Below are 24,787 nucleotides of genomic sequence, written 5' to 3'. Positions count from 1 at the left end.
TCAGATCGCCTTCCACGAGCTGGCCAGAGCGCCCATCGCAGCCGCGAATTCGGCGAACGCCGCGTCGATTCTGACGCGGTCACCGGTGGTCACCAGATCGAGTGTCAACCCGCGAATCTGCGCCAACACGATCGTCGCGTAGCGATCAGCGCGATCGGGCGGACATCCATGCGCGAGCGCAGCATCTGCCAAACCACCCAACCAGTCCCCCACTACGTGTTCGAGAAACTCGCGATACCGCTCCGGATGCAACAACGCCTGTCCGTAGATCTCGAACATCAAGCGAAAGTTCGGCAACGATTCCGCTGATGTGCGCCCATTCCAGTAACTCGTCAACATTTCGACGATGTCGGTCCCGGACGAGATGTCGAGAGAGGAGCTGTCTCGCAGGGTGGCGACTACTTCGGTGAGCAGTTGTTCCTTCGAACCGAAATGATGGATGAGTGTCGCATGACTGATCCCCAGATCCTTGGCCAACGGCCTCATGGACAGTTCACCGACGCCGTTCGCCGTGACATACGCGGTCACCTGCTCGAGCAATTCGGCACGGCGATGCTGGTAACGCAGTTTCCGGCCGTCGATCGGCGTGCTGTCCTCCACCCGCAGGAGCCTACGCAGTATCGGAAACACAGCAGTACCGGAAACACAGCAGTACCGGTTACACGGTGACGTGTTGGCGATCCGATCGACTGATCGTCACTGCGGCGACGACAACACCGATCACCACACCGATGAGAGTGTCCGCGACGCGAGCCACTGCCGCTTCGGTCCCGATCGGAGCGCTGAAACCGATGAGGAGCAGTGCCATCGGGGTGACGGCCAGTGAAGTCAGTGCATAGTTCTTGATCACGAGCAGCTCGGCAGCGGTTTGCAGAATCACGACCACGGCTACCGCTTGCCAGTAGCCGAGCGTCAACGCGATGAGAGCAGCAGCGACGACGGCGCCACCGACATTTCCCACCAACCGCTGAATCCCACGCTGGACGGTCTGCTTGTAGTTCAGCCCCTGCATCGCTGCGATGGCACCCATCGACGCCCAGAGTGGATGCTCCAACCCGGCTCCCGCCGCGAGCCAACCGGCCAGAGCCGACGCTGCCACGATGCGGAGAGCGTTCATCCGCACCGGGCGCGAATACAGCCGATTCAATCCTTCGAGAAAATAGCCTTCGGGTGTGGCCAGGGTCTGTGCCGGTACGAGGTCGTGTTCGATCATGCTGGAACGCTTGAGCTTCCGAAGCTCCTTCTCGTGCCGAGCGATGCTGCGAATCAGGGTGGCGTCGGCGTGCAACTGCCACTCCTGAACTGCCGCTTCTGCTTCGTCGAGCACTGCGACCAGTTCGCGGCCGTGATCGACGGTCGACTTGATCCGGCCACTCGACGCGATGACCAAGCGCGCGTTGGCAATTGATGCGAGTGCTGGGTCCACTCCGTCTTTGCCGGACTGTTCGAGGCGCCCGACGGCAGAGACGGCACGAGCCACTGCCAGGCGAGCAGGTCCCATCGGCAACACGAGTGCCGGAAGCATCGCGGCTATCCACCCGACCAGAACTCCGAGCGCACCGACAGTCACCAACCTCGCCAAATCATCGAAGCTGGAGGCATATCCGGCTGCACCGGTCGCTGCGAAGACGAGGATGACGGGCCCCGGCCCGGTGATCCGGAAGCCCGACATGAAGCAATACGACGCACCGGCCAGCAACGACAGGATGCCGATCTGCACCCATATCGGAACGCCCGCGACACCCATGGCGCCGCCGAAGGCAATCGAAACCACCAGTGCAGCGCCCACCATTGCCAGCTTGCCGGCCAACCGTGGATACGGCTCGTACCTGCCGAAAGCGGCACACAGCGCACCCAAGGCCGCGAAGCCGGCCAATTCCCGATGCCCGAGCAGTCCGCCGACCACGAGGACTACGGCGGTGGCGAGTCCGACCCTGATCGCTGGGGCGATGGTCGCGTCCGCGGATCCGATACGAAAAGCCCCTCGCCACGTCGCCCCGGAGACGGTATGTGCAATGGCCTCACTCGAATGAGTGAGACGGCTGGGCGTCCTGGCTGCGGTTTCGGTTCGGGTCACCCACCCAGCATACATTTATTTCACTAGTAAATTACTTGTGAAGTAATGTGAAATCTGTCGCTAAGATGGGGCCATGGGCGCGGCGAACAGATCCGAAGACGACTTCATCGACAAAGTCCGTCGCGAATGGAAGCGCGCCTACCCCGAGTTCGACACTGCTCCCGTCGAGGTGATGGGCCGGATCGCCCGCATCAACGCGCAGTCTCTCCACCAGCTCGACCGGGCGCTGGCATCGAGCGGAGTCTCTCGAGCCGAATTCGACGTGATGAGCGCACTCGCTCGCAGCGACCGTCCTCTGCGAGCGAGCGAGGTCACCGCCGTCACGATGGTCAGCGGCGCCGCCACCACAAAACACGCCGACCGCCTGGCCAAACTGGGCTTTGTCGAGCGCCAGCGTTTCGAACACGACGGGCGGGTGGTTCTGCTTCAACTCACCGATGCCGGTCGCGAATTGGTCGAGGCAGAGTTTCCCCGACGAGTCGAGCGAGACCGTCAGGTTCTGACCGGACTCGACGAGAGCGAACGAGCCCAACTGACGGCACTGCTCAAACGAATCTCACTCAACATCGACTCAGGCATCTGGGACTGATCTACTTCGGCAGCGGTACGTTCTGCAAACGCACCTGACCGCGTGCCACCTCTTTGCCCGATTCCGGATCGGTGATGACCACCGACCACAACTGCTGAACCCGTCCTTGCTGAATCGGGAGAGCTACGACGTCCACGCGCCCACCCGTGCGGGCGCGCAAGAAATCCGTTCCGTTGTGCACTCCGACGGCAAATTCGCCACGGTCCGCCACTGCGGTACTCGCCCCGATGCTCGCGGCCGACTCGACGGCAGTCGTGTAAACGCCGCCGTGGACAACGCCCCACGGAGTGTGGTGTGCCTCGGACAGATCGATGTGCCCGACAACCTTGGTGCCGGAGACCTCGTCCAGTTGCAATCCGGCGGCACTGACAAATCCGCTTGCTGCCTCGAGATTCAATTCCGTCATGTCGACCCCTCATCTGCTCGGTTGGATTTCTCGACTCACCTTCCGCCCCGAAATACGTGCCGTCAAGTGCTAAGTTGGATTTCCCAACTAACGTCTTCAACCAATAAGGACACCGACACGATGGCGACAAAAGGACGCAACTGCTCCATCGCCAACGCCTTGGAGGTCGTCGGCGAGAAGTGGTCACTTCTGGTGCTCAGAGAAATCGTTCTCGGGCAACGACGGTTCGACGAGATCGCCGCGGGCACGGGAGCCAGCCGCGACATCCTCGCCGCGCGTCTGCGCACCCTTCTCGACGCCGACGTCCTCGCAAAGCGTCGGTACGAAGAACATCCGCCGCGCTACGAATACGTCGCCACCGAATCAGGGAAGGCGCTCTACCCGATCCTGATGGCACTCATGGAATGGGGAGACACCTTTGCGACGCCGGGTCCGCCGCCAACCGTCGTCGAGCATCGTTGCGGTGAAATCATGCACGCCCAAGTTGTGTGCGCACACTGCAAAGAGCCGCTGGCCGCCAGAGACGCGCGCGTAGTCGAACTCTCGCCGCCTGCTCGATAGCGTCAACGTCCGGGCGGAAACCCGCCGGTTGCGATCGGACCCCACGAGTCGACGGTGACACGGATCAGGCTCTTGCCCTGCTTGCGCATGGCTTCGCGGTACTCGTCCCAGTCAGGATGATCACCGGCGATGGATCGGTAGTAGTCGACCAACGGTTCCACCGAATCCGGGAGATCGATCAACTCCGCGGTTCCGTTGACCTGGACGTACGGACCATTCCACTCGTCAGAGTGGATACACAGAGACACCGCCGGCGTCCGTCGAACATTCGCCGCTTTGGCCCGTTCCGGGTACGTAGAGATGACGATCCGACCCTCGTCGTCGACACCACACGTCACCGGAGAGATCTGCAACTCGCCGGATTTCTTCACCGTGACGAACGTGGCCCGATGGCGCGGCCTGACGAATTCGAGGAGCTCGGCAAACGACACACGATCTGCGCTGGCGATCTTGGACATGGCCTCAGCCTAATTCGATTTACCAACTGACGCTCAGGGCATCTCGATGGTCTGAGCACGTGCGATTTCGCCGATTGCACGAATGATGTAGGCGCTCTGAGCTTTCTTCACTCCTGTGGACAAGCTCCCGATGACCAGGACCGCCGAACGCAGGTACGCGCCGTGCCCGATGCGGAACGAATCGTCTTCCAGATCCGAGATCCCGAGCGCCCCGGTGTAGACCGCGGCCAGTGCCTGCACGTCCAGATCCGGCAGCCACACGATCGTGGACTTAGCGCAAGTAGTCAGCGCATCCTGCACGTCCCCACTGGACAAGCCGTCCGGATGCGTGTCCTCGAGCAATTCGCGCACGATCGCCGCGTGAACGGAGCTGACCTGCTCGAAGGAGAGCCCGCGCAGTTCTTCGACGGCGGCGAGCAATCCGTCACGATTTGCCGCCCGGACCGCGACCAGTGCGTCGGCCGTGGCATCGGCGATGTCACGGGCCACGTTCGGCCAAGCCGTCGGCCAGCCCTGTTCGGGCGTCCACTGTTCGGGCATCATCGTGGTGTCTCCTCGGTCTTCGCGTTCACGCGGAAGCCTGCCACAGCCCACCGACAGGCCAGGCGATCCGTCAGTGCAGCCGCCCCAACAAGGACATTGCGTTGTGCGGCGCAAAGCCTTTCATGTCGTTGTCGAAGTAGACGTACACGTCGAGGTCCTCGTCCATCCAGTCCCGAAACCGCTTGGTCCACTTGTCCAGAGCTTCCTCGGTGTACCCACTCGCATACAACTCCTTGTCTCCGTGCATCCGCACGTAGACGAAGTCGGTAGTCGGAGTGGTGATGCGGGGGTACCTACCGGCGGTGTCTGCAACGACAAAACCGATGGAGTGCTCGCGCATCAGGTCCACGGCTTCGTCGGTCTCGAAGCTGGCGTGCCGCGCCTCCACCGCGTAACGGATCGGTACATCCTTCTCCGTCTGCGCGAATACTCTCTCGTCGGTCAGCTTGTCGTCGTGCTGCGCTGCCAGATCGGCAGCAGCCTGCGTGGTACGGGGAAGACCGTCGAAGAAATCCGCCAACCGCCGCGGTTCGAACTGCAGCGTCGGAGGTAGTTGCCACAGAATCGGCCCGAGCTTGGGACCGAGAGCGAGCGTCCCGGCGGCGAAGAAGTTCGCAAGTCCGTCGCGGGCGTCGAGCAGCCGTTTCATGTGCGTGATGTACCGGCCACCCTTGATCGCGAACACAAAATCTTCGGGAGTTTCACTGCGCCATTTGGTGTAGCTTTCCGGCTTCTGCAGCGCATAGAACGAGCCGTTGATCTCGATCGACGTCAATCTCTCTGCGGCGTAAGACAATTCTTTGCGGTGAGCAAGACCTTTCGGATAGAAATCTCCGCGCCACGCGGGATACGTCCACCCGGAGATACCTACCCGAATATCTGCCATCGCTTCAGACTAAGCGGCACTCCAGTGTTTTACACTCCGTGTTTTCAAACTCCGGCACTGAGCGCGACGGATACCGGTACGACGGTCAGGCACACCACCGCGGCGACGAACAACGCGATCACGAGGCGACGGTCCCATTTTCCGCGTGCACCGCTGGCAGCCAGCATGAAGATCACAAAACCTACACACACGGACACGATAGTCACGATCACCGGAGTTCCAACCATGCCGTGATTGTCCCCTACCCATTGCCACCGAGCGCCCTACGGGTACACGATCGAAGTACCCATCCCGAGCAAGGAGTGGAAATGCCGAAATACCTCTGGCAAGTGACCTACTCGCCCTCCGGCGCCGCCGGCCTACAACAGGAGGGAGGCACTGCGCGACGCGACGCGATAACCCGAATGGTCGAAAGCATCGGCGGCACAGTCGAATCCTGCCACTTCGCACTGGGCGGTCACGACATGTTCGTGATCGGCAACCTGCCGGACGACGTCGCGGCCGCCGCATTGAGCATTCGTACAGCTGCGGCAGGTGCAGCCCGCTCGGAGTCGATCACACTGCTCACGCCGGAGCAGATCGACGAGGCAGTCAAGCGACCGACCGACTACCGCGCGCCGGGCAAATGATGTCGGAAGGAATAGATCCCGTCAGCGCCCGAGTTGCACCCGCTGTGACGGAGACTACGCAAACACCCGACCTTGGCACCTACGGAATCTGGCGAGGAGCGGCTGGTTTGCCGCCCGAACTGGGAACAGCGATCGAGAAACTCGGTTTCGGCACCATCTGGATCGGCGGCTCACCGCGGTCCGATCTACGGATCGCCGAGAAACTCCTCGATGCGACCGAGCACATCACCGTGGCAACCGGAATCGTCAACATCTGGTCCTCACCTGCGGCTGAGGTGGCGGAGTCCTATCACCGACTCGAAGCCGCACATCCGGGGCGATTCCTCCTCGGTGTAGGCGTCGGACATCCGGAGGCGACCGGTGACTACACCAAGCCGTACGCCTCGCTGGTGTCTTACCTCGACGAACTCGATGCAGCCCAGGTCCCGGAATCTCGCCGTGTCCTCGCCGCGCTGGGACCGAAGGTGTTGAAACTGTCCGCCGATCGCGCCGCCGGCGCGCATCCCTACCTGACCACCCCAGAACACACGGCCGAAGCTCGTGAAATCCTCGGACCCTCGAAGATTCTTGCTCCTGAGCACAAGGTTGTTCTGGAAACCGATCCGGAGAAGGCCAGAGCAATCGGACGTCCCGCCGTCGCCAACCCCTATCTGTATTTGCGCAACTACACGAGCAATCTCGAGCGCCTCGGTTTTGCACCCGAAGAGTTGGCCAACGAGGGAAACGATCGCGTGATCGATGCCCTCGTTGCACGCGGTACCGCGAAGTCCATCGCCGATCGACTTCGCGAGCATGTCGCGGCGGGCGCCGATCACGTTGCGATCCAAGCACTTCCTGCCGAGGGTGATCCGCTCGCGACCTACGAAGCACTGGCCGCCGAACTCTTCGGCTGACCGGACAACCCTTGACTTGGATAAGTTGTGTCCGAGTATACTTGGACATGACTTATCCGAGTAAAGGAGAAAATCATGAAGATCGTCATTTTCGGGAGCGGGCTCATCGGAAGCCAGGTCGCCGCCAAGCTCACTGACGCCGGGCACGACGTGAAGGCACTCGGTCGTGCCGACGGGATCGACATCACCACCGGCACAGGTATCGCCGAAGCCGTCGAGGGCGCCGACGTCGTCGTGGACCTGACCAATTCCCCGTCCTGGTCGGACGAAGACGTCTTGGCCTTCTTCCGTGACGGAACCGGCCACATCCTCGCCGCCGAAGAGAAGGCAGGCGTCGGGCACCACGTCATTCTGTCCATCGTGGGTGCCGATCGACTGCCCGATTCGGGGTACATGCGAGCCAAGGTCGCCCAGGAAGACCTGGTCAAAGCGGGCCCGATCCCCTACACGATCGTCCGCTCGACCCAGTTCTTCGAGTTCGTCGCCGGAATCGCCGACGCGGGAACCACCGATTCTGGAACCACCGACGGCGCTGTCCACGCAACGCCGGGACATCTGCAACCCATCGCGTCTCGAGACGTCGTTTCTCACGTCGCCGAGGTAGTGACCGCCGCGCCGCAAAACGGCACGGTCGAGATTGCCGGGCCCGAACCGCTGGGCATCGACGAACTGGTCCGGCGCCTGTTCCTCGTCACCGGCGACAAGCGTTCGGTGATCTCCGATCCCGAGGCCGGCTACTTCGGCGCGAAACTCGACAACTCGGCACTCACCCCGACACCCGGTGCAGATGCATGGATTGCGCCGACAACATACGACGCGTGGCTTGCCGAGAAGGCCTGACGTACACCCTCGACCGATGTCCGACCCGCACCGCTTTCCGCGGCGTCGATAGAGTCCAATCATGAAGCTTTCCGGAGGCGTGGAGTGGTCACTCCACTGCTGTGTGGTTCTCAGCCAGGCCGAGGGGCCGGTACCCACAGCCAGACTCGCCGAACTTCACGGGGTGTCGAAGACATACCTGGCGAAGCATCTGCGAGCGCTCGCGCACGCCGGTCTGGTCAATCCGACCGAGGGCCGAGACGGTGGGTACGTTCTCACCCGGGCTCCCGAGAGCATCACGGTTCTCGACGTCGTACAGGCGGTTGACGGCACCGAACCTGCGTTCCGGTGCACGGAGATTCGGCAGCAAGGAATCCTCGCCGCTCCGCCCGAGCAGTGCCGTTCCGCCTGCGGAATAGCCAAAGTCATGGCTGACGCCGAAAAAGCCTGGCGCGCATCACTGTCGGGGGTCACGATTGCCGATCTAGCTGCAACCCTGGACCTTCCGGCCCTCAGAAAGATCCTGACGGAACCGATCTCGCCCTAGAGTCGTCTACGCCTCACGATGCATTAATGCGTCTTTCAACTATCGGGTACCTTGTTCGGGGATCAAATCTTGACGAAGAAACCTCCGGGAATTTTCGCAAGATCTCGGAGGGGGTTTCATGGGAGTCAGTGGCGCTGCGGGGTTGGGGCAGAATATCCGTCAGACAACGGGACTGTTGCGTCGCTGGTGGTCCCTTGCGTACGACGGCGAGTGGTTCCCCAGGTTTCTGGCTGCTCGATCGATGCTGGGGACAGCCAGGGTCGTCGTCACCTTCTGGTGTGCGGTGTTCGTCGCACTCGCCGTACTGGCTCAATTCGTGAAGGGCGGCGCAACCGAAGTCCCTGAACGGCTCGCTGCTGGGACAGCATGTGTGATCGCGCTGTACTGCATGATTCGTTGGTCGTTCGGACGATCCTGGCCGAGCCACCGACAATCCGTTCGATTCATTGCGCTCACCAACATCTGTTTGTCCTTGATCCTGCTCGCCGGAATCCATGCGAGCTTCCTGGCACTGACCGGTGCGGTGCTCTTCGTAGTCGTCGCGAACTATTCGTCGGTGTTTCACAGCCCCCGGATAGTGACTGCGCAGATCGCCGGTGCACTGCTGGTCGTAGCCCTACTGACAATTCGAGCGGTCACCGATCCGGATACCGATTCCTCGCTGTCGGTGTCTACTGGATTGGTCATCGGGTGTGTTATCGCCTCAGCCGCGATGACCGTGCATTTTCTCGTCCTGTATTTGACCGACGATGCACGACACGCTTGGCGAGATCCGCTCACCGCTGCCCTGAATCGGCGTGGGCTGCACAATGTCTGGCACCAGCTGTTCGATGTCGAAGAACTCCGGGGACACGTAGTCCTTGCGATAGTGATCGACGTCGATTCGTTCAAGAGCGTCAACGACAAACTCGGTCACGCCGAAGGCGATCGGATGCTGGTGACCGTGGGTCGACGATTGAACTCGGCCGTCGGAGAGATCGGGTTGGTGGCGCGGACGGGCGGCGACGAGTTCGTGATTCTCATGCCGGTCGAGCCACGTCGTATCGAAAAAACCGTGGTGGACATTCACAACTCGATATCGAAGCCTGCCGGCCGACAGTCGATCTCGGTGAGCGTCGGCGCCAGCGTGTGGCTGTCCTCGACAATCCCGGACGCTTCGGGAACCATCGATCGGATTCTTGCCGATGCCGACAACGCGATGTATCGGGCGAAGCGACGAGGTGGAGACCAGGTAGCCTGGGCGGTAACGCATCTGAGCTGAATCAGCACGTCACATACCGATCAACTTCTAGAGCGACGCTTCGCTGTCGTTCGCCGGATCCAACTGATCCTGGGTAGCCGCCCAACTCGCCAAGAGTTTGAGTGCATCAGCCGTCGGCGTCCCAGGCGCTGCGGTGTAGACCAGCAGTGTCAGCCCGGGATTGGACGGCAATTCCATCGCCTCGAAGTTCAGTTCCAGGTCGCCGACGACGGGGTGGCGAACCTTCTTGAAACCCGTCCGATGAAAGCGCACATTGTGTTTCGCCCAACGGGTGCGGAATACCTCACTGCGGGTGGCAAGTTCACCGATGAGCTCGGTCAGCGCCTTGTCGTGGGGATTGCGCCCCGCTTCCGAGCGGAGCATCGCGGCAATGTCGTCCGCCGCGCGCTCCCAATCCACGAAGAAGTCTTGCGACGCCGGGTCCAGGTACACGAAGCGGGCGTTGTTCGCCGGCCTACGCGGATCAGCCAGGACCGGCGAATACAACGCGCGCGCCATGCGATTGGCCGCCAGCATGTCGTGCCTGGCATTACGTACCCACGCCGGGGCGTCGGTGATGGCGTCGAGTATCTGCTGAATCGCCGGGCTCACGCCCTTGGGCGCCGGCCGCTTTCTACTCGGTGCGCCTGCACCGGCAGCCTTCGCCAGGTCGTACAAATGGGCAGTTTCGGCCTCGTCGAGTTGTAGTGCTCGGGAGAGGCTTTCGAGTACCGAGTCCGACGCTCCAGCCAGATTTCCGCGCTCCATGCGTACGTAGTAGTCGATGCTCACACCGGCGAGCAGAGCGACTTCCTCACGGCGCAATCCCTTGACTCTACGGTTTCCGCCGTAGGCCGGCAGTCCTGCCTGCTCGGGTGTGATGCGAGCACGACGGGAGCTGAGGAATTCGCGAATCTCGGCTCGGTTGTCCATGCAGTTCACGTTACTCAAGCGGCGATGACAGAGGGAGGTACTGCCGTTACCTGGAACAACAGACACTCCCGCGCCCGCGATGCGCGGCGTTGACTCATTGCAGTCGACCGGTTCACGCAGAAACGTCGACCCAGAAGCACGCAACACCATAAGCAAGAGGGGACATCATGCGCGCAACCATCATGTACGGCGCCGGAGACGTTCGAGTCGAGACCGTGCCGGATCCAGTACTTCAGCAGCCGACGGACGCGATCGTACGGGTCGTCAGGGCCTGCGTCTGCGGCTCTGACCTGCACCCTTACCACAACATGCCGGCCACGCCAGGCGGTTCCCCGATGGGCCACGAGTTCGTCGGAGTGGTCGAAGAGATAGGTCGGGAGGTGTCCACGTTGAAGAAGGGCGACTTCGTCATCGCTCCCTTCGCCTGGTCGGACGGGACGTGCGACTTCTGCCGCGAAGGCTTGCAGACTTCCTGCCGACACGGCGGATTCTGGGCCGGAAACGGGATCGGAGGCGGGCAGGCGGAGGCCATCCGCGTGCCGTTGGCAGACGGCACCCTGGTCAAGGCACCGGTGGGCGAGGATTCCGAACTCCTGCCGTCACTGCTGACGCTTTCCGACGTCTTCGGCACCGGCTATCACGCGGCGGTCAAGGGCGGCGTCAACCAACGCACGACGGTCACGGTCATCGGAGACGGAGCAGTGGGCCTGATGGCAGTGCTCTCCGCCAAACGCCTCGGTGCCGAGCGCATCATCCTCATGGGGCGCCACAAGATCCGCACGGACCTCGGCCTCGAGTTCGGAGCAACCGATGTGGTTGCCGAACGTGGCAACGAAGGCATCGAGAAAGTCCGTGAACTGACCGGCGGGGACGGTACTCACGTCGTTCTCGAAGCGGTAGGTCATATGCCTGCCTACGAGCAGGCACTCGGAGTTGTCCGACCGGGCGGCGTCATCAGCCGAGTCGGAGTACCCCAATACGAAGAAGCTCCAATCGGATTCGGGACACTCTTCGGGCCCAACATCACTCTCACCGGCGGACCGGCTCCCGTTCGCGCGTACATCGAAGAACTGATGCCCGACGTTCTTGACGGAAAGATCCAGCCGGGCAAGGTCTTCGACCGCACCGTCGGACTGGACGACGTTGCGGAAGGCTACCGAGCCATGGATTCCCGTGAATCGCTGAAGGTCCTCGTCCGCCCGTAATCCACCACCTGTGAAGAAGAAGCGCGTGACTCACACTGCCGACAACCCGGCCGCCGGTCGAATCAATTCCACCGCGATCCTGGCGATCATTCTGATCAGCTATTTCATGATCCTGCTCGACAATTCGATCATCTTCACCGGTCTACCCAGCATCGACATCAGCATGGGTTTCTCGGCGACCGGTCTTTCCTGGGTCCAGGACGCCTACACCCTGGTGTTCGGCGGCCTTCTCCTGCTGGGCGCTCGTCTCGGGGACATCTTCGGCCGTCGTCGCGTATTCGTCTCCGGGCTCGCGATTTTCGCGATTGCGTCGTTTCTCGTCGGCGTCGCACCGAACGGGTGGTGGCTCATCGCGGCACGCGCTCTCCAAGGCGTCGGAGCTGCGGTGGTGGCCCCGGCGTCGCTGTCACTGTTGACCGCCAGTTTCCCACCTGGTCGGGAGCGAACGCGCGCTGTTGCCTGGTACGGCGCTGCAGCGGGGATAGGCGCCAGCCTCGGACTCGTGATCGGTGGCGCCCTGGCCGACTGGGTGTCATGGCGCGCAGGCTTTTTCATCAACGTTCCGATCGGTATCGCGATGATCGCGCTCGCTCCCCGGTTCATTCCGGAAACCGAGCCGAACACCGGACGTTTCGATGTGACCGGCGCCGTTCTCGCCACACTCGGCATGACCGCACTCGTCTTCGGCACCGTCAACTCGGCCGAAGCGGGGTGGACCTCACCGATCACTGTTACGACCCTGGCGACTGGGGCGACACTTCTGATCCTGCTCTTCCTCAACGAAGCGCGTGCGGAACAGCCGATCATGCCGCTGAGATTGTTCCGTAGCCGAGAGCGATCCGGTGCCTACGCCGCCCGAATGCTCTATCTGGGTGCCATGATCGGATTTTTCTACTTCACTACTCAGCTACTCCAAGGTGTTTTGGGCTTCAGCGCGTTCCAAGCCGGCGTCGCCTTCTTCCCGATGACGATCGTCAATTTTGCTGTGGCGATGCTTATTCCGCGACTGACGCCGCGATTCGGCAACTCCGCGCTTCTTTCGGTTGGCATTGCCGTTACTCTCGCCGGCATGGGCTGGCTCAGCCTGGTCCATCCCAACAGCTCGTATCTCACTGCGATTGCGCTTCCGATGTTCTTGATCGGCGCCGGGCAGGGGTTGGCATTCGCGCCACTGACCTCCGCCGGTATCTCCGGAGTACAGGCCGAGGATGCAGGTGCCGCATCAGGATTGGTCAACACTGCCCACCAACTGGGCAGCGCTCTCGGGCTCGGCATCATCGTCGCGGTCTCGGCAGGAGCCGGATCCACTGCCGACGACGCTGCAACCGCACTCACCGATCACGTGTCAACGGCTCTCACCACAGGAACCGTCCTGCTCGCCGCTTGTCTCGTCATAGTTCTCGCACTGATCGTCCCGGCTACGAGAACGCGAAGTACCACACAGCAATTCGAACCGGAGAAAGGAACCAGAGATGTCGCACTCGTGGACCGAGGCTGAACTGACCAAGATCGGCAGTGCCGAGGAATTGCAGATCTCCTCGTTCCGCCGCGACGGCACCGCGAGGCCGTACGTCACCATATGGGTTGTTCGGGCCGGCAACGAGTTGTACGTGCGCTCGGCATACGGAACCGACAACCCTTGGTTCGTCCGAGCAACGGCAAGCGGAACGGGCCGAATCCGAGCAGGAGGAATTGAACGGGACGTCTCTTTCGAGGCCGCCACAGCGGATGCCCACTCCGTGATCGACTCCGCCTATCACACCAAATACGACCGCTACGGCCCACAGATTGTCGGCTCCGTGACCGGGCCGGAGGCCGCGCCCAACACAATTCGACTTGTTCCGCTGACGCAGAACTGAACTCACCCTTTCGATCCCGAGGAGAACTCATGGAAATCTTGACGCCCCAGCCCACCAGCAAGGCACCCGGCGACTGGTTCACCGGCGACGTCTGGTGGGACGTCATCTACGCCGGCCAGGAGCCGTCGAGGATGCGCGCCAACATGGTTCGCTTTGCACCGTGTGCGCGAACCGACTGGCATTCACATGCCCTCGGGCAGACCCTCCACATTGTCTCCGGCACCGCGCTGATTCAAGCTCGCGGCGGCGAGATCATCGAAGCGCACCCGGGCGAGACCGTCTATACCCCGGCGGGAGAAGAACACTGGCACGGCGCGGCACCAGATCGTTTCATGAGCCACCTCGCACTGTGGGAAGGACCCGGCGACGGTAGCGCCGAAACCACGTGGGGCGACAAAGTCACCGACGAGGAATACAACGGCCTCCGCGCCAACCGTCGCTGAGACCGGATAAGTCTCAGATACGTCGCATCACGGAAACAACCTTGCCCAAGATGGCCGCTCGGTCGCCGTCGATGACGCTGTACGCGGGATTGCGAGGCTCGAGATACACGTGACCGTCGCGGCGCCGGAGCACCTTCACGGTGGCCTCACCGTCGATCATCGCGGCAACGATCTCACCGGAATGGGCCTCGTCCTGGCGCCGCACCACGACGACGTCACCGTCGCAGATTGCTGCGTCGACCATCGACTCACCACGCACCCGAAGACCGAACACCGTGCCGGAACCGACGAGCTCGCGAGGAAGCGCGAGTACCTCGTCGGTGTGCTCTTCCGCGAGGATCGGCGCGCCGGCGGCAATGTCGCCGACCACTGGAACCGTCACGGTATTCGACGACGACTGTTCCTTCGCGCCCACGAGGAAAGGCCGCACGTCCAACTGCCGAGCCATGGCCGCTCCCCGGCGGAGGAAGCCCTTCTCCTCGAGGCTCTTGAGGTGCTTGGACACCGTCGATGTCGAGCGCAAGCCAACCGCGTCTCCGATCTGCCGCGTGCTCGGCGTGCACCCGTTGGCAGCAACGAGATCCCGGATGGTCATCAGAATCTGCTGCTGGCGGAGCGGCAGGGAGGAGGCGTCGAGGCCACCGAACATGTCGAGATCGTCGTAATCGGTCACGACGAGAATCGTAGTGAGAGGTCCCGACATCTCGGCCAGGCAGGGAGGCCGGGAAAGAAACAGCGGTCACAGTTTGTTTCCCGAGCAGCACATGGCACGCTGGGCTGATGGAGCCCCTCGAACCGATGCGTCCAGTGAGCGTCCCCGCAGATACCCATACTTCGACGCCGATCTGGAAGACAGCGCCACTTGCGATGGGAGCGACATGCTTTGTGGCTTATGCCATGTTGTCGACGCGGTCGGGGGCCGGCTCGATAGCAATCGGAGTCGCCATGGCCGTCGTGGGCGTTGCACTTTACTTCGCATCGGTCGGACGGACGCTCAGAGAAAACTCGGGCAGGCGTGTACCGGTACTGGGAACCCCACCCGTGTCGCCCCGTGACGTCGATCTGCTCGCCGGGGCCGGGACGCCGTTGATCATGGGCGGATCGTTGCTGGCCATACGAGCAGCGGGATGGACCTGGGCCTACCTCTACCTCGGACTGCTTGCCGTAACCATGGTCGCTGCCTATGTTCTTCCCGTCGTGGTGCACAACCGACGATTGCGGAAGCGAACTCACCGATCACAGACCCCGTGACGCGATCGGGTACGTCGACGCAACATCTCCAGCACATTCGCCGACGTCCCCAGTGGTGCGACCGGTTCGCCTCAGGTGGAGTCGACTATGCGCTGGCGACCTTGTTGCCAGGTACGACGGAAGTGTCGACCTTACTGAACTGCAGCACACCGTCTTCGATCTCGGCGTCGTGCATCAGCTTGCGGTCGCGGTAGTAGTTGTTGACCACTTTCCACGCGCCACGGGCACCCTGGCGCGGCATTTCTCCGTCGCCACGCTGAATGTAGCCCGAGGTCAGCGCTCCGCCCATGAGAGATTCTTCGGCGAAGTCCTCGGGTTCGGCGTGAACCTCGAAAGTCGTGTAGCTGCGCTTACGCATGATCTTGAGTACGCGACACAGATAGGACGCGGCGAGGTCGGCCTTGAGCGTCCAGGATGCGTTGGTGTAGCCGAGAATCATCAGGAAGTTCGGAATGTCGGAGTAGAGAACACTCTTGTAGGCGACTGTCTCGTTGAGCTTGACCGGCTCGCCGTCGATGCTCATGGCCGCCCCGCCCAGGATCTGCACGTTCAAGCCGGTCGCCGTGACGATGATGTCGGCCTCGAGTTCGAGACCCGACTCGGTCACGATGCCATTCTCGGTGAACTTGGCGATACGGTCTGTGACGATGTCGGCCTTGCCGCTCTTGAGCACCTTGAACAGGTCTCCGTTGGGAACCACGCACAGACGCTGATCCCACGGGTTGTAGCTGGGGGTGAAGTGACGCAGGTCCACGTTCTTGCCGAGTTGCAAGCGGATCTGGGTGAGGAACAGCTCCTTCGCCAGCTTCGGGTTGGTACGTGAGAGCTGAAAGCTGGCGCGTTGCAGTGCGATATTGCGGGCTCGACCGATCTTGTACGCGATCTGGTCGGGAACGCGTGCGAGCTTGAGACCTTTGGCAACCGGGTCCTCGGACGGCAGTGCCTGGATCCACGTGGGCGAGCGCTGCAGCATGGTGACGTGACCGGCAGTGGGGGCCATCGACGGGATCAGGGTGATCGCGGTGGCACCGGACCCGATGACCACGACCTTCTTTCCGGTGTAATCGAGATCCTCGGGCCAGTGCTGTGGGTGCACGATCTGACCGCGGAAGTCGTCCTCACCGGGGAAGGCGGGGCGGTAGCCCTTGTCGTAGTTGTAGTAACCGCAGGCGCCGACGAGGACATTCGCGGTCCACGTCTCGGTCTCTCCGGTGGCCTCGATCAGGACGGTCACGGTCCACTGAGCAGTCGCACGATCGAAGTCCATTGCCACGACCTTGCGGCCGAAGTTGATGTGGTCGGTGACGCCGTATTCCTTGGCAGTTTCCTCGACGTAGTCCCGGATGCTGGAGCCGTCGGCGAGCACTTTGGTGCCGATCCACGGACGGAACCCGAATCCGAAAGTGAGCATGTCGGAGTCCGAACGGATGCCTGGGTACTTGAACAGGTCCCAGGTGCCACCGATATTTTCCCGGCGCTCGAGGATCGCGTAAGTGCTTCCCGTCTGCTCCCGAATGAGGTGACAAGCCGCGCCGATTCCGGACAAGCCAGCGCCGATGATCAGTACGTCAACATGCTGCGGCATGGAGGAAACTCGTTTCGTAGGTCGTCGCGAAGCTACATCTGGCGTCGGCGGTGGCCGAGAACGATCGGTCGTTTCAGGCCGGGTTCCCTACGGTCAGCGCCAGTAACCAGAGTATGTGCGACTTACGGTAACAGTCAATATCTCGACCCGACTCGATATCGACGTCGGACACGAGGCCTAGCAGAATGTCCACCCACAAATAGCCGACGGAGTGAAGTAGGAAGTCGATAATTAGGGCATGAACGAGATACAACCCCACAACCTCGAACGAGAGCGCTGGCGCACTCTGCCAACTCCGCCGTCGACCGAGTTGATCGAGATGGTCGGGGACGGACCTTCCAGCGCAGACTTCGACCCTGTTGAACCAGTGGCACAACAGGGGTGAGACTGTCAGGACATTCCGGTATCTCGCAGCGTGATGTTCAGCCTTCCTGATTGCAGACCGATGCCCGGAAGAGAACTTCCTGCAATAACTTTCGGCACACCGTGATACGCGAACCTCGACTCTCCGCCGAACACGAAGAGATCACCCGAGTGCAATTCGACGTCGGTGTACGGCTTGTTCCGGTTCGCGGAATTCCCGAACCGAAAGACACAACTCTGCCCGACGCTCAGTGAGACGACGGGAGCGTCGCAGCGTTCGTCCTTGTCCTGGTGCATGCCCATGCGAGCGCCCTCGTCGTAGAAGTTGATCAGCGCGGTGTCGGGTGCGTAGCTCTCCCCCGCACGCGGGTCACCGTAGGCAGCGGCAACTGCGGTGCGGCCGAGGTCGGCGAGCCAGTCGGGTACCGCTGCGACAGGCGCACCGTTCACGTCGTCGGCCGTGCGGGTGTACTTGTACGGCTGCCAATGCCAACCGAGACAGACTGTCTGCACCGACATCTTGTGCCCACCTGGGACAACAGCGGACCGCATCGGTACGGGTGCGGTTGCCCACCGTCTGCACTCGGCCACCAAGGTGCGTTGCTGTTCAACGCTGAGCCAATCCGGAACGAGGATCGCCCCTGGCGCCACTTCCAGTCGTGGCCGAGGAATCAGAGCGTTCATGGTTTCCACGCTAATCGGTCCCGAGGCATTGACACCCTCCACATCGGCTCGTATCGTAATCAACAGATTGGTTGATAAAGGAGATGGTTGACAAGTGATCGTGGATCCAGGGGCAGACGAGCGTCTCGACAAAGCGTTCATGGCGCTCGCCGACCCGGTACGACGGCGGATCATCGCCCGCCTGAGTAGCGGCCCCCAAACGGTCAACGAGTTGGCCGAGCCGTTCGAGATCACCAAACAGGCTGTCTCCAAACATATTCAGGTACTCGAAGCCGCTGGTTTGGTCACTCGCAGCCGCGACGCCCAGAGGCGGCCGGTACATCTCAACGCCGCAACTCTCGAGGCGTTGACGGCCTGGATCGACCGCTATCGACTGATCCACGAACAACAGTTCCGCAAGCTCGATCACCTACTCAGCACCACACAGAAGGAGACTTAGCCATGGCTACCACCAATCCCGTCACCATCACGGCTCCTGAGGGCGTGCCGTTCATCGACATCACCCGCGAGTTCGACGCACCCGTCAGTGCCGTCTTCGCGGCTCATTCGAATCCCGAACTGGTCAAGCAGTGGCTCGGCCCCAACGGATACGAGATGGAGATCGACGAATACGAGTTCGTCAGCGGCGGCCGGTACAAGTACGTTCATCGCAACCCCGAGGGAGAAGAGTTCCGGTTCAACGGCGTGTTTCACGTCGTTCGCGAGAACGACTTCGTCATCCAGACGTTCGAATACGAGGGATTCGCCGACGTGGTGAGCATCGAATCGATCACGTTCGAGGACCTGGGCAACGGGCGCACCCGACTCTCCGGCCATTCCGTGTATCCGAGCCTCGAAGCGCGGGACGGAATGATCGAGAGCAATATGGAGCTCGGCGTCACCGAAGGTTACGAACGCCTGGACAAGATCGTCGCGCAACTCTGACCACCTGTTTGCCCGAACCTCCGCAGTGAAAGGCAGTTTCATGGACTGGACCCTCGAAGTAGTCATCGTTCCCGTCAGCGATCTCGACCGTTCCATCGAGTTCTACCGCGACAAGGTCGGTTTCGACCTCGACCACCACACCGTGAACGAACACATGACGGTTGCCCAGCTCACGCCGCGAGGTTCGGGCTGCTCCATCGTCATCGGCAACCTGCCGTCGCAAACCGAGATGGCCCCTGGTTCGTTGAAGGGATTGCAGTTGGTCGCAGCCGACGCGGCAGCGGCTCGGCAGGAGCTCATCGACCGCGGCGTCGATGCCAGTGAGGTCACCGTCTTCGACGAGCGTGACGGTGGCACCTTCTTCGGATTCGCCGACCCGGACGGTAATACCTGGGCTGTCCAGCAGCTGAAGGTCCGCGGCGAGAAGCCGCTCATTCCGAAGGAGTACCGCGACCGCTTCGGCGCGTAGAAGCCGCCTTCCACGCTGCGTAGTCTTCGGGCATGCAGACAGCGCAGGGGCGATAGCCGGCCGCAATCGCGGTCGGCTCGTCCGAGAAGAACACCCGACTGGCGACATACCCACCACGCGCGATTGCCTGCGCCGCCCCTCGACAGTCGAGCCGGCCGTAGACCTTCGTTTTCCGGTGCCCGCCAAGCGCACCGGGCATCGAATTCTCGTAGGGTTTGTTGCGGGCGTCGCGGAGAATGTATGTCCTATTCGGCATCATGGAGCACCAATCCCAATGTTCGACGGGTACCCGCGTGCACCACGCTGACACCATGTCGCACAGGGGCTCTGGACCACCCACGCGAACTCTGGACCGGCCGATCTCGCGTGGTGAAGATCAACGCGTGACCTTGTTCGAGCACCGTGACAGTCCCTTTCGACTGGGCGCGCGGCCGCTGTTCGACGAGCAAGAACTCTCCCCCGGCGTGATCGATTCGAGGTCTGTCGAGCCCGATCACCACCTGTAAGGGAAACACCAACTCTCCGTACAGGTCCCGATGCAGTGCATTCCAGTCACCAGGGCCGTAGGACAGGAGAATCGGGGTGGGCCGATTCTGGCCGGCGTTGCGGCATTGGTCGATCCATTCTTCGAAAGTGTCCGGCCACGGTGCGCTGTCCCCCAGCTTGAACGCCCACTCTCGCGCGATCGGGAGAAGCTGCCGGTAGAAAGCCGCTCGCATAGCGGTGATCGGCTCGGGTACAGGATCACCGAAGTATCGATACTCCCCTTGACCGAAGCGGTACCGAGCCATGTCGATCGTGCTTCGAAATCGGTCGACGTCCGAGTACCAGGAAGCGATCTCGCGACACTCCGATTCGTCGAGTAGCGGTGTCGTCTGAGCGCACCCACTGGAGTTGATTCCCTCGATCAGCGCAGGCCAATCGAGGGAATCAACTCGAGCAGACAGATCGGTGAACAGGTCCATACGTCGTAGACGACGCGGCGGTCAGGAATGTGAGAATGCCAGCAGTTGGTCAGCCAAAGTGTTGTACGTACGGGCGATCCCGGCATAACTGAGCACTGGTTCCGGATTCCAGGTGCCGATCTTCCCCGCCTTCACCGCAGGCAAGTTGGACCACGCAGGATTGGTGCCGAGCGTATCCAGTTGCAAACTCGACGGACGATCGTCGAGGAAGATCATGTCGGACGGATAGTGGTCCGCCATCTCCCAGGCCAGCTTCTCGACGTAGACCGACGATCCCTCTGCTGGATCGACGACGGCAAGACCCAAACCCGCCAGGTCTGCGAGGATCGGAAATCCGGAACGACTGACTCGAATCGTGTCCGGATCTGCGGAGGCGAATAGTACGGGTGAATTGTTCAGTGAAGAAGCAACTTCGGAGATCCGCTGGCGCGCAGCGTCGTAGTCCTTTCGCTGCACGTCCATATCCGGGTCTGCTCCGAGTTCCACGGCCAGTTCCACGATCTCTCGCACGGTTCGGTCGATGGTTCCTGCTGCCGTTTCCACGAACAGTACTGTCGACAAGCCCTTCACCGCATCCAAGTTCGCCTCGTCGAGTAGAGCCGAACCACGCAACTGAGGGACTATGACGACGTCCGGCTCAAGCGCAGCGATATTTTCGAGTTCCACTTGCCCCCAGAGTTGCCCGACCATGTCGGTCTTCGAGAAATCCAAGTTGCCGGAGATGCTGGTGTCCGTCGATCCCGGCGATCGTGTGAGCGCTCCGAAAACACCGACAGGCACCAGTCCGTAATCCCACAGCGCACCCGCGATTCCGGTGTAGGTGACAAATGTTCTCGGCGGTGAATCCAACTCGATCAGGGTTCCGCGATCGTCGGTGAAGGACCAACCAGCATCGCGTGTGCCGCCGGCATCTGCGCCGGAGCGTGAGCACCCGGCCGCTGCCAGCGCAGCAGCCAATCCTGCTGCTGCGCCGAGGAACCTGCGACGATTCCAGTCCATCTCGAGACGCCTGTGCGGTCGTGGAGTGAGCAGCGTGGTCATGTGTGTGCCCTTTCGGCGATTGGTTGAACTGTTGCAGGAGTTGACGAGCGAGAAAAGAGAAGGATCGATCCAAAACCCGTGAGCATTCCGACGCCGGCGCAGAAGACCAACGGCCACAGCAGAGCAAACTCGTCCGATCCGGCGAAGAGCGAGCCGCACAAAGCAATTCCGACTGCGAGCCCAAATTGGCGCGACGAGTTGGCTGTGGCCGAAGCCGTCCCGGAGCGCTCTGCCGGAGCATCCGACATCGCGGCACCTGGCAACACCGGCGACACCATGGCTGAACCGACACCCGTCAGAATCAGTCCGGCGATAAGCGCCGGCCAGATCGGTGCGATGAGAACGTACAACATGGCGAGGCAACCGATTCCGCAGAGGACCGTCCCGAATCCAAGCGAAAATCGAAGATCGACTCGCTGAAGCCGCGATCCACCCAGTGCTGATACGAAGACAAAAGCGAGCGGTTGAATCGAGAGCACAATTGCGGCCGTCGACGCCGACAGTTCCAACCCGTTTTGCAGCCACAGTGAAAGAACGACGAGCGGGCCGTAAGCCGCAAGGTAGTAACCGAAAGCCGCGACGAGAACTCCGTCGAATTTCAGGGATCGGAACAAGGCCGGATCGAGCATCGGACTGCTGCTTCGACGCTGCCAGGACACAAATGCCGTCAACGCAACGATTGCGATGAGGAAGGCGAGAGCTGTCGAAGACGAAGTCCACCCGGCGTCGCCGCCCCACGTCACGCCGAGAACCGCGGCAACGGCAGCGAGAGTGAACAAAACCATTCCGGCCCAGTCGATATTGTCGTCGCCGCGCCTACTTTCGGCGAAACAGAAAACAGCCATTGCGAGCGCTACTGCGGCCACGGGGATTCCGAAATAGAAGACCGCACGCCAGTCGAAGAACTGCGTCAGCAGCCCTCCTGCAACATTCCCGATTCCGGCCGCCAATCCGGCGACGGCGCCCCACGCGGCAAAGGCGAAGTGACGATCACGGCCCGAGTATGCGTCGCCGAGCAGAGGCAGGAGCGTCGCGAACATCGCTGCACCGGCAATTCCTTGCGCGCCGCGAGCTGTGACCAGAACCGTGACGTCCGGAGCAACAGCACACACGGCCGTCGCAACCAGGAACACGACCAGGCCGCAGATGTAGAGGCGTTTGCGTCCCCATACATCGCCGAGCGCGCCCATGCCCACCAGAAGCGCAGCAAGGGCCAGTGTGTACGCGTCGACGACCCAGGACATCGCGCCCGTACTGCCGTTCAAACCGTCTGCGATGGCCGGCACCGCGATCGTCGTGATCGTGGCGTACGTCAGCAACAGGAAAGTTCCGATGCATGCGGCGATGAGCGGCAGCCATCGTCGTGTCGACATGGTCAACCTCCGAGTAGGGCGGTAAGTGCGCCCTAACTATGGAGGTTCAAGTCAACTTGAAGTCAAGCGCCGCTTCTACGCGAATGTCGAGTTGCTCGAGCAACCACGGACACTGCATCGGACGCTCTTGCCGACACGTCAGGTGATGCTCGAGAATCAGTTTCGCTCGCGTAGCGGCGGCGATCTGTGCCTCGAGTGCCGAAACTTGATCCGCGAGAACCGCGGAGAACTGCTCGGACGTGGTGTCGGTTTCGATGAAGGAGCGCACCTGTTCCAAGGACATTCCCGTCTCGGTGTACATCCGGATCAATGCCAGCCGTCGCAGCTCACACTGCCCGTACCAGCGTTTGCCGCCGGTTCGCGACCGCGCGGACAGCAAGCCTTCATCCTCGTAGTACCGCAAGGTCGACGCCGCGATTCCGAACGATTTTGCAACCTCGCCGATCGGGATCAAGTGCTCACGCATTCACCGATCGTAGGCTGAATGCGTAGGCGGTTCCGGCAGTTATGTGTGACTTGGCATACTGACTAACGGAAGGGGTCACGTAGGTGATCTCACGGCAAAATGCTGGATGCGCTCGTTGAACGAGGGAGAGCTGTGCTGGATCCAACGCGACCTGTCGGGCCGTACTCGTCGGGAGTGCCCGCCACTGCCCTCGAGGTCCGCATGCCGGACCTGGAACGCTTCGGCCTCGCCCAGTTGTGGCGCTCCGCGATCATCGCCGTCGTGCTGTCCACGTCGATCATGCTGGCGCTGATCGTGTGGCCTTTCCGCAAGCGTGGACGCACCTGGGCGGACGCTGCCTCCGACGGAATGGTCGACGGCTTCATCGCTCTGGGGCCCACCTTCGTCAAGCTCGGTCAACTGGTCGCGTCGTCGTCCGGCCTGTTCCCGGCCCCGGTCGCCAATGCGTGCCTGCGTTGCCTCGACGACGTTCCGTCCTTCCCTGCCGAGCAGGCCCGAAGAGTCGTGCAGGAGGACCTCGGTTACTCCGTGGACGAACTGTTCGCGAAATTCGACGACGCGCCTCTAGCAGCGGCATCGGTTGCGCAGGTACACGCGTGCGTTCTGCACGACGGCCGAGAGGCAGTCATCAAGATCCAGCGCCCGGACATCTATGCGCGCATGCTGATCGATCTGCGGGCGGCATATTGGGGTGCGAACATCCTCGAGAAGTTTGTCGAGTTCCTTCGAATTGCCAATGCCACCGCCATCATTCGCGATCTGCACAATGCCACGATGACGGAATTGAACAGTGCAGTCGAGGCCGACCGGCAAACCACTTTCCGGAACAACATCAGTGCGTTCGGCGACAACAAGGGAGTCACGACGCCGGAGGTCTACTGGGATTACTGCGGCCCCCGAGTCATCTGTATGGAACGCATGCGGGGCGTTCCGCTCGATCGATTCGTCGCCGGTCCGGACGGAATCGACGAAGCCCGCATGTTGATCCGGCGCGGTGTGAAGGTCTGGCTCGAATCAGTCATCGTTCACGGTCCTTTCCACGGCGACGTACACGCCGGGAATCTGTGGGTCCTCGATGACGGCCGGATAGCAATGCTCGACTTCGGCATTGTCGGTGTTCTTCCGGAAACGTGGCGATCGATACTCTCCGATATGTTCCGCGCAACGATTGTCGACGGAGATTTCGCCCGCGTTGCCCGGGGAATTCGATCCTTGGGTTATGCAACCGACTACGAAGTCGACGACGCCCAACTGGGTATGCAGGTCGCCACTGCTCTAGCTCCGATCCTCGGCCGCGATCTGGGTGAACTCAAGCTCAGCGAGCTGATCATGGCGCTGATTCAATTGGGTAAACAGTGGGGTGTTGCGAGTCCCGAGGAATTGGTTCTTTTCGGAAAGCAACTCGGATACTTCGAGCGATATGCGACGGCGTTGGCACCTGGTTGGGTGATCGGACAAGACCTTTATCTGTTCAAGAACGTATTTCCCGAGGCAGTCGCCGAAAAGGCCCGAGAACTCGGCATCATCATGCCTGACGAATAAATTTGTCCCCTATTTCCTTATTCTGCATTTCGTCTG

The 24,787-nt window shown here is 61.6% G+C and carries 33 protein-coding genes; 17 read left to right on the top strand and 16 right to left on the bottom strand.

Annotated features, from left to right (window positions below; genetic code table 11):
• Together ACFWEM_RS03130 and ACFWEM_RS03125 are read right to left on the bottom strand one after the other, a co-directional pair.
• Positions 1–600 (bottom strand): TetR/AcrR family transcriptional regulator, encoded by a 600-nt coding sequence (locus ACFWEM_RS03130; protein ID WP_378531068.1) that lies wholly within the window; start codon positions 598–600, stop codon positions 1–3.
• Between the two features lie 58 nt (positions 601–658).
• On the bottom strand, positions 659–2,092 hold the full coding sequence (locus tag ACFWEM_RS03125; RefSeq protein ID WP_378531066.1) for an FUSC family protein: 1,434 nt from the start codon (positions 2,090–2,092) through the stop codon (positions 659–661).
• A 58-nt stretch (positions 2,093–2,150) separates the two neighbouring features.
• Here ACFWEM_RS03125 and ACFWEM_RS03120 point away from each other — a divergent pair, with 58 nt between their 5' ends.
• A complete protein-coding gene (locus tag ACFWEM_RS03120) occupies positions 2,151–2,666 on the top strand; it encodes a MarR family winged helix-turn-helix transcriptional regulator (RefSeq protein WP_230817536.1) in 516 nt (171 codons plus the stop codon).
• Position 2,667: 1 nt separating this feature from the next.
• On the opposite strand, the gene ACFWEM_RS03115 is transcribed toward ACFWEM_RS03120, so the two are convergent.
• Positions 2,668–3,072, bottom strand: a complete 405-nt coding sequence (locus tag ACFWEM_RS03115) for a PaaI family thioesterase (protein ID WP_069145498.1) — start codon at positions 3,070–3,072, stop codon at positions 2,668–2,670.
• Positions 3,073–3,192: 120 nt separating this feature from the next.
• Here ACFWEM_RS03115 and ACFWEM_RS03110 point away from each other — a divergent pair, with 120 nt between their 5' ends.
• On the top strand, positions 3,193–3,633 hold the full coding sequence (locus ACFWEM_RS03110; protein ID WP_378531064.1) for a winged helix-turn-helix transcriptional regulator: 441 nt from the start codon (positions 3,193–3,195) through the stop codon (positions 3,631–3,633).
• 2 nt (positions 3,634–3,635) lie between these two features.
• Here the strand turns inward: ACFWEM_RS03110 and ACFWEM_RS03105 are convergent, their stop codons facing one another.
• From ACFWEM_RS03105 to ACFWEM_RS03090, 4 genes are all read right to left on the bottom strand, one after another.
• On the bottom strand, positions 3,636–4,091 hold the full coding sequence (locus tag ACFWEM_RS03105; RefSeq protein WP_030536493.1) for a PPOX class F420-dependent oxidoreductase: 456 nt from the start codon (positions 4,089–4,091) through the stop codon (positions 3,636–3,638).
• A 33-nt stretch (positions 4,092–4,124) separates the two neighbouring features.
• Entirely contained in the window at positions 4,125–4,634 is a 510-nt protein-coding gene (locus tag ACFWEM_RS03100; protein WP_378531062.1) for a hypothetical protein, read from the bottom strand.
• A 70-nt stretch (positions 4,635–4,704) separates the two neighbouring features.
• Positions 4,705–5,520 carry a DUF72 domain-containing protein gene (locus ACFWEM_RS03095; RefSeq protein ID WP_378531060.1) on the bottom strand — a complete coding sequence of 272 codons (816 nt, stop codon included), beginning with the start codon at positions 5,518–5,520 and terminating at the stop codon, positions 4,705–4,707.
• Between the two features lie 44 nt (positions 5,521–5,564).
• Complete coding sequence (locus ACFWEM_RS03090; protein ID WP_095972013.1) at positions 5,565–5,747, bottom strand: hypothetical protein; 183 nt, start codon at positions 5,745–5,747, stop codon at positions 5,565–5,567.
• Between the two features lie 81 nt (positions 5,748–5,828).
• On the opposite strand from ACFWEM_RS03090, the gene ACFWEM_RS03085 reads away from it, so the two are divergent.
• The 5 genes from ACFWEM_RS03085 (at position 5,829) to ACFWEM_RS03065 (ending at position 9,669) form a co-directional block, all read left to right on the top strand.
• The gene (locus ACFWEM_RS03085; RefSeq protein ID WP_007729728.1) at positions 5,829–6,149 is read left to right on the top strand and encodes a GYD domain-containing protein; all 321 of its coding nucleotides are present in this window, start codon (positions 5,829–5,831) and stop codon (positions 6,147–6,149) included.
• Positions 6,146–7,042 carry an LLM class F420-dependent oxidoreductase gene (locus ACFWEM_RS03080; RefSeq protein WP_378531058.1) on the top strand — a complete coding sequence of 299 codons (897 nt, stop codon included), beginning with the start codon at positions 6,146–6,148 and terminating at the stop codon, positions 7,040–7,042. The genes ACFWEM_RS03085 and ACFWEM_RS03080 overlap by 4 nt, the downstream gene beginning before the upstream one ends.
• Before the next feature lie 75 nt (positions 7,043–7,117).
• The gene (locus ACFWEM_RS03075) at positions 7,118–7,882 is read left to right on the top strand and encodes an SDR family oxidoreductase (protein WP_378531056.1); all 765 of its coding nucleotides are present in this window, start codon (positions 7,118–7,120) and stop codon (positions 7,880–7,882) included.
• Between the two features lie 61 nt (positions 7,883–7,943).
• Positions 7,944–8,408, top strand: coding sequence for an RrF2 family transcriptional regulator (locus tag ACFWEM_RS03070; RefSeq protein ID WP_378447348.1), 465 nt, complete (start codon positions 7,944–7,946; stop codon positions 8,406–8,408).
• Between the two features lie 118 nt (positions 8,409–8,526).
• Positions 8,527–9,669, top strand: coding sequence for a diguanylate cyclase (locus tag ACFWEM_RS03065; protein WP_378531053.1), 1,143 nt, complete (start codon positions 8,527–8,529; stop codon positions 9,667–9,669).
• A 27-nt stretch (positions 9,670–9,696) separates the two neighbouring features.
• Here ACFWEM_RS03065 and ACFWEM_RS03060 read toward each other — a convergent pair whose 3' ends face one another.
• Positions 9,697–10,581: a helix-turn-helix transcriptional regulator gene (locus tag ACFWEM_RS03060; RefSeq protein ID WP_378531051.1), complete on the bottom strand. Its 885-nt coding sequence runs from the start codon at positions 10,579–10,581 to the stop codon at positions 9,697–9,699.
• Positions 10,582–10,748: 167 nt separating this feature from the next.
• On the opposite strand from ACFWEM_RS03060, the gene ACFWEM_RS03055 reads away from it, so the two are divergent.
• The 4 genes from ACFWEM_RS03055 to ACFWEM_RS03040 are packed head-to-tail and all read left to right on the top strand — an operon-like array spanning position 10,749 to position 14,088.
• A complete protein-coding gene (locus ACFWEM_RS03055; protein WP_378531049.1) occupies positions 10,749–11,786 on the top strand; it encodes a zinc-dependent alcohol dehydrogenase family protein in 1,038 nt (345 codons plus the stop codon).
• Positions 11,787–11,811: 25 nt separating this feature from the next.
• Positions 11,812–13,284, top strand: coding sequence for an MFS transporter (locus tag ACFWEM_RS03050; RefSeq protein ID WP_378531047.1), 1,473 nt, complete (start codon positions 11,812–11,814; stop codon positions 13,282–13,284).
• Positions 13,259–13,645: a DUF2255 family protein gene (locus tag ACFWEM_RS03045; protein ID WP_378531045.1), complete on the top strand. Its 387-nt coding sequence runs from the start codon at positions 13,259–13,261 to the stop codon at positions 13,643–13,645. Before ACFWEM_RS03050 ends, ACFWEM_RS03045 begins: the two co-directional genes overlap by 26 nt.
• 29 nt (positions 13,646–13,674) lie before the next feature.
• Positions 13,675–14,088, top strand: coding sequence for a cupin domain-containing protein (locus ACFWEM_RS03040; RefSeq protein WP_378531043.1), 414 nt, complete (start codon positions 13,675–13,677; stop codon positions 14,086–14,088).
• A gap of 13 nt (positions 14,089–14,101) precedes the next feature.
• Here the strand turns inward: ACFWEM_RS03040 and lexA are convergent, their stop codons facing one another.
• Entirely contained in the window at positions 14,102–14,791 is a 690-nt protein-coding gene (gene lexA, locus ACFWEM_RS03035; RefSeq protein WP_317552332.1) for a transcriptional repressor LexA, read from the bottom strand.
• A gap of 77 nt (positions 14,792–14,868) precedes the next feature.
• Here lexA and ACFWEM_RS03030 point away from each other — a divergent pair, with 77 nt between their 5' ends.
• A complete protein-coding gene (locus ACFWEM_RS03030; RefSeq protein WP_378531041.1) occupies positions 14,869–15,339 on the top strand; it encodes a hypothetical protein in 471 nt (156 codons plus the stop codon).
• An 85-nt stretch (positions 15,340–15,424) separates the two neighbouring features.
• Here the strand turns inward: ACFWEM_RS03030 and ACFWEM_RS03025 are convergent, their stop codons facing one another.
• On the bottom strand, positions 15,425–16,924 hold the full coding sequence (locus ACFWEM_RS03025) for a flavin-containing monooxygenase (RefSeq protein WP_378531039.1): 1,500 nt from the start codon (positions 16,922–16,924) through the stop codon (positions 15,425–15,427).
• Positions 16,925–17,162: 238 nt separating this feature from the next.
• Here ACFWEM_RS03025 and ACFWEM_RS03020 point away from each other — a divergent pair, with 238 nt between their 5' ends.
• Positions 17,163–17,309, top strand: a complete 147-nt coding sequence (locus ACFWEM_RS03020; protein ID WP_378531037.1) for a hypothetical protein — start codon at positions 17,163–17,165, stop codon at positions 17,307–17,309.
• Between the two features lie 5 nt (positions 17,310–17,314).
• On the opposite strand, the gene ACFWEM_RS03015 is transcribed toward ACFWEM_RS03020, so the two are convergent.
• Positions 17,315–17,971 carry an alpha-ketoglutarate-dependent dioxygenase AlkB family protein gene (locus ACFWEM_RS03015; protein ID WP_378531035.1) on the bottom strand — a complete coding sequence of 219 codons (657 nt, stop codon included), beginning with the start codon at positions 17,969–17,971 and terminating at the stop codon, positions 17,315–17,317.
• Between the two features lie 94 nt (positions 17,972–18,065).
• Here ACFWEM_RS03015 and ACFWEM_RS03010 point away from each other — a divergent pair, with 94 nt between their 5' ends.
• From ACFWEM_RS03010 to ACFWEM_RS03000, 3 genes are read left to right on the top strand one after another with little or no spacing between them, the layout of a single operon-like run.
• Entirely contained in the window at positions 18,066–18,410 is a 345-nt protein-coding gene (locus tag ACFWEM_RS03010; RefSeq protein WP_378531033.1) for an ArsR/SmtB family transcription factor, read from the top strand.
• Between the two features lie 2 nt (positions 18,411–18,412).
• A complete protein-coding gene (locus ACFWEM_RS03005) occupies positions 18,413–18,895 on the top strand; it encodes an SRPBCC family protein (RefSeq protein WP_378531031.1) in 483 nt (160 codons plus the stop codon).
• A gap of 40 nt (positions 18,896–18,935) precedes the next feature.
• Complete coding sequence (locus tag ACFWEM_RS03000; RefSeq protein ID WP_378531029.1) at positions 18,936–19,364, top strand: VOC family protein; 429 nt, start codon at positions 18,936–18,938, stop codon at positions 19,362–19,364.
• Here ACFWEM_RS03000 and ACFWEM_RS02995 read toward each other — a convergent pair.
• From ACFWEM_RS02995 to ACFWEM_RS02975, 5 genes are read right to left on the bottom strand one after another with little or no spacing between them, the layout of a single operon-like run.
• Positions 19,327–19,620: an Ada metal-binding domain-containing protein gene (locus ACFWEM_RS02995; RefSeq protein WP_378531027.1), complete on the bottom strand. Its 294-nt coding sequence runs from the start codon at positions 19,618–19,620 to the stop codon at positions 19,327–19,329. The genes ACFWEM_RS03000 and ACFWEM_RS02995 overlap by 38 nt on opposite strands.
• On the bottom strand, positions 19,610–20,329 hold the full coding sequence (locus ACFWEM_RS02990) for a 2OG-Fe(II) oxygenase (RefSeq protein ID WP_378531024.1): 720 nt from the start codon (positions 20,327–20,329) through the stop codon (positions 19,610–19,612). The genes ACFWEM_RS02995 and ACFWEM_RS02990 overlap by 11 nt, the downstream gene beginning before the upstream one ends.
• Positions 20,330–20,350: 21 nt before the next feature.
• Positions 20,351–21,370: an ABC transporter substrate-binding protein gene (locus ACFWEM_RS02985; RefSeq protein WP_378531022.1), complete on the bottom strand. Its 1,020-nt coding sequence runs from the start codon at positions 21,368–21,370 to the stop codon at positions 20,351–20,353.
• Complete coding sequence (locus ACFWEM_RS02980; protein ID WP_378531020.1) at positions 21,367–22,743, bottom strand: MFS transporter; 1,377 nt, start codon at positions 22,741–22,743, stop codon at positions 21,367–21,369. The genes ACFWEM_RS02985 and ACFWEM_RS02980 overlap by 4 nt, the downstream gene beginning before the upstream one ends.
• Positions 22,744–22,789: 46 nt before the next feature.
• Complete coding sequence (locus ACFWEM_RS02975; protein WP_378531018.1) at positions 22,790–23,209, bottom strand: MerR family transcriptional regulator; 420 nt, start codon at positions 23,207–23,209, stop codon at positions 22,790–22,792.
• Positions 23,210–23,341: 132 nt separating this feature from the next.
• Between ACFWEM_RS02975 and ACFWEM_RS02970 the strand changes: the two genes are divergently transcribed.
• On the top strand, positions 23,342–24,751 hold the full coding sequence (locus ACFWEM_RS02970; RefSeq protein ID WP_378531016.1) for an ABC1 kinase family protein: 1,410 nt from the start codon (positions 23,342–23,344) through the stop codon (positions 24,749–24,751).
• Positions 24,752–24,787: the final 36 nt, after the last annotated feature.

Source organism: Rhodococcus sp. NPDC060176, assembly GCF_042728675.1.
Classification (GTDB): domain Bacteria; phylum Actinomycetota; class Actinomycetes; order Mycobacteriales; family Mycobacteriaceae; genus Rhodococcus_F.
This window is presented reverse-complemented; position numbering and strand designations above follow the sequence as displayed.

Bases quoted from the DNA above. Each gene is read 5' to 3' on its own strand.
- ACFWEM_RS02990 (WP_378531024.1), bottom strand. From the start codon at position 20,329: ATGGACCTGTTCACCGATCTGTCTGCTCGAGTTGATTCCCTCGATTGG.
- ACFWEM_RS03085 (WP_007729728.1), top strand. From the start codon at position 5,829: ATGCCGAAATACCTCTGGCAAGTGACCTACTCGCCCTCCGGCGCCGCC.
- ACFWEM_RS03120 (WP_230817536.1), top strand. From the start codon at position 2,151: ATGGGCGCGGCGAACAGATCCGAAGACGACTTCATCGACAAAGTCCGT.
- ACFWEM_RS03095 (WP_378531060.1), bottom strand. From the start codon at position 5,520: ATGGCAGATATTCGGGTAGGTATCTCCGGGTGGACGTATCCCGCGTGG.
- ACFWEM_RS03020 (WP_378531037.1), top strand. From the start codon at position 17,163: ATGAACGAGATACAACCCCACAACCTCGAACGAGAGCGCTGGCGCACT.
- ACFWEM_RS02985 (WP_378531022.1), bottom strand. From the start codon at position 21,370: ATGACCACGCTGCTCACTCCACGACCGCACAGGCGTCTCGAGATGGAC.
- ACFWEM_RS03100 (WP_378531062.1), bottom strand. From the start codon at position 4,634: ATGATGCCCGAACAGTGGACGCCCGAACAGGGCTGGCCGACGGCTTGG.
- ACFWEM_RS03110 (WP_378531064.1), top strand. From the start codon at position 3,193: ATGGCGACAAAAGGACGCAACTGCTCCATCGCCAACGCCTTGGAGGTC.
- lexA (WP_317552332.1), bottom strand. From the start codon at position 14,791: ATGTCGGGACCTCTCACTACGATTCTCGTCGTGACCGATTACGACGAT.
- ACFWEM_RS03090 (WP_095972013.1), bottom strand. From the start codon at position 5,747: ATGGTTGGAACTCCGGTGATCGTGACTATCGTGTCCGTGTGTGTAGGT.
- ACFWEM_RS03080 (WP_378531058.1), top strand. From the start codon at position 6,146: ATGATGTCGGAAGGAATAGATCCCGTCAGCGCCCGAGTTGCACCCGCT.
- ACFWEM_RS02975 (WP_378531018.1), bottom strand. From the start codon at position 23,209: ATGCGTGAGCACTTGATCCCGATCGGCGAGGTTGCAAAATCGTTCGGA.
- ACFWEM_RS03030 (WP_378531041.1), top strand. From the start codon at position 14,869: ATGGAGCCCCTCGAACCGATGCGTCCAGTGAGCGTCCCCGCAGATACC.
- ACFWEM_RS02980 (WP_378531020.1), bottom strand. From the start codon at position 22,743: ATGTCGACACGACGATGGCTGCCGCTCATCGCCGCATGCATCGGAACT.
- ACFWEM_RS03000 (WP_378531029.1), top strand. From the start codon at position 18,936: ATGGACTGGACCCTCGAAGTAGTCATCGTTCCCGTCAGCGATCTCGAC.
- ACFWEM_RS03105 (WP_030536493.1), bottom strand. From the start codon at position 4,091: ATGTCCAAGATCGCCAGCGCAGATCGTGTGTCGTTTGCCGAGCTCCTC.
- ACFWEM_RS02995 (WP_378531027.1), bottom strand. From the start codon at position 19,620: ATGCCGAATAGGACATACATTCTCCGCGACGCCCGCAACAAACCCTAC.
- ACFWEM_RS03065 (WP_378531053.1), top strand. From the start codon at position 8,527: ATGGGAGTCAGTGGCGCTGCGGGGTTGGGGCAGAATATCCGTCAGACA.
- ACFWEM_RS03040 (WP_378531043.1), top strand. From the start codon at position 13,675: ATGGAAATCTTGACGCCCCAGCCCACCAGCAAGGCACCCGGCGACTGG.
- ACFWEM_RS03125 (WP_378531066.1), bottom strand. From the start codon at position 2,092: ATGTATGCTGGGTGGGTGACCCGAACCGAAACCGCAGCCAGGACGCCC.
- ACFWEM_RS03025 (WP_378531039.1), bottom strand. From the start codon at position 16,924: ATGCCGCAGCATGTTGACGTACTGATCATCGGCGCTGGCTTGTCCGGA.
- ACFWEM_RS03015 (WP_378531035.1), bottom strand. From the start codon at position 17,971: ATGAACGCTCTGATTCCTCGGCCACGACTGGAAGTGGCGCCAGGGGCG.
- ACFWEM_RS03005 (WP_378531031.1), top strand. From the start codon at position 18,413: ATGGCTACCACCAATCCCGTCACCATCACGGCTCCTGAGGGCGTGCCG.
- ACFWEM_RS03070 (WP_378447348.1), top strand. From the start codon at position 7,944: ATGAAGCTTTCCGGAGGCGTGGAGTGGTCACTCCACTGCTGTGTGGTT.
- ACFWEM_RS03075 (WP_378531056.1), top strand. From the start codon at position 7,118: ATGAAGATCGTCATTTTCGGGAGCGGGCTCATCGGAAGCCAGGTCGCC.
- ACFWEM_RS03045 (WP_378531045.1), top strand. From the start codon at position 13,259: ATGTCGCACTCGTGGACCGAGGCTGAACTGACCAAGATCGGCAGTGCC.
- ACFWEM_RS03060 (WP_378531051.1), bottom strand. From the start codon at position 10,581: ATGGACAACCGAGCCGAGATTCGCGAATTCCTCAGCTCCCGTCGTGCT.
- ACFWEM_RS03115 (WP_069145498.1), bottom strand. From the start codon at position 3,072: ATGACGGAATTGAATCTCGAGGCAGCAAGCGGATTTGTCAGTGCCGCC.
- ACFWEM_RS03055 (WP_378531049.1), top strand. From the start codon at position 10,749: ATGCGCGCAACCATCATGTACGGCGCCGGAGACGTTCGAGTCGAGACC.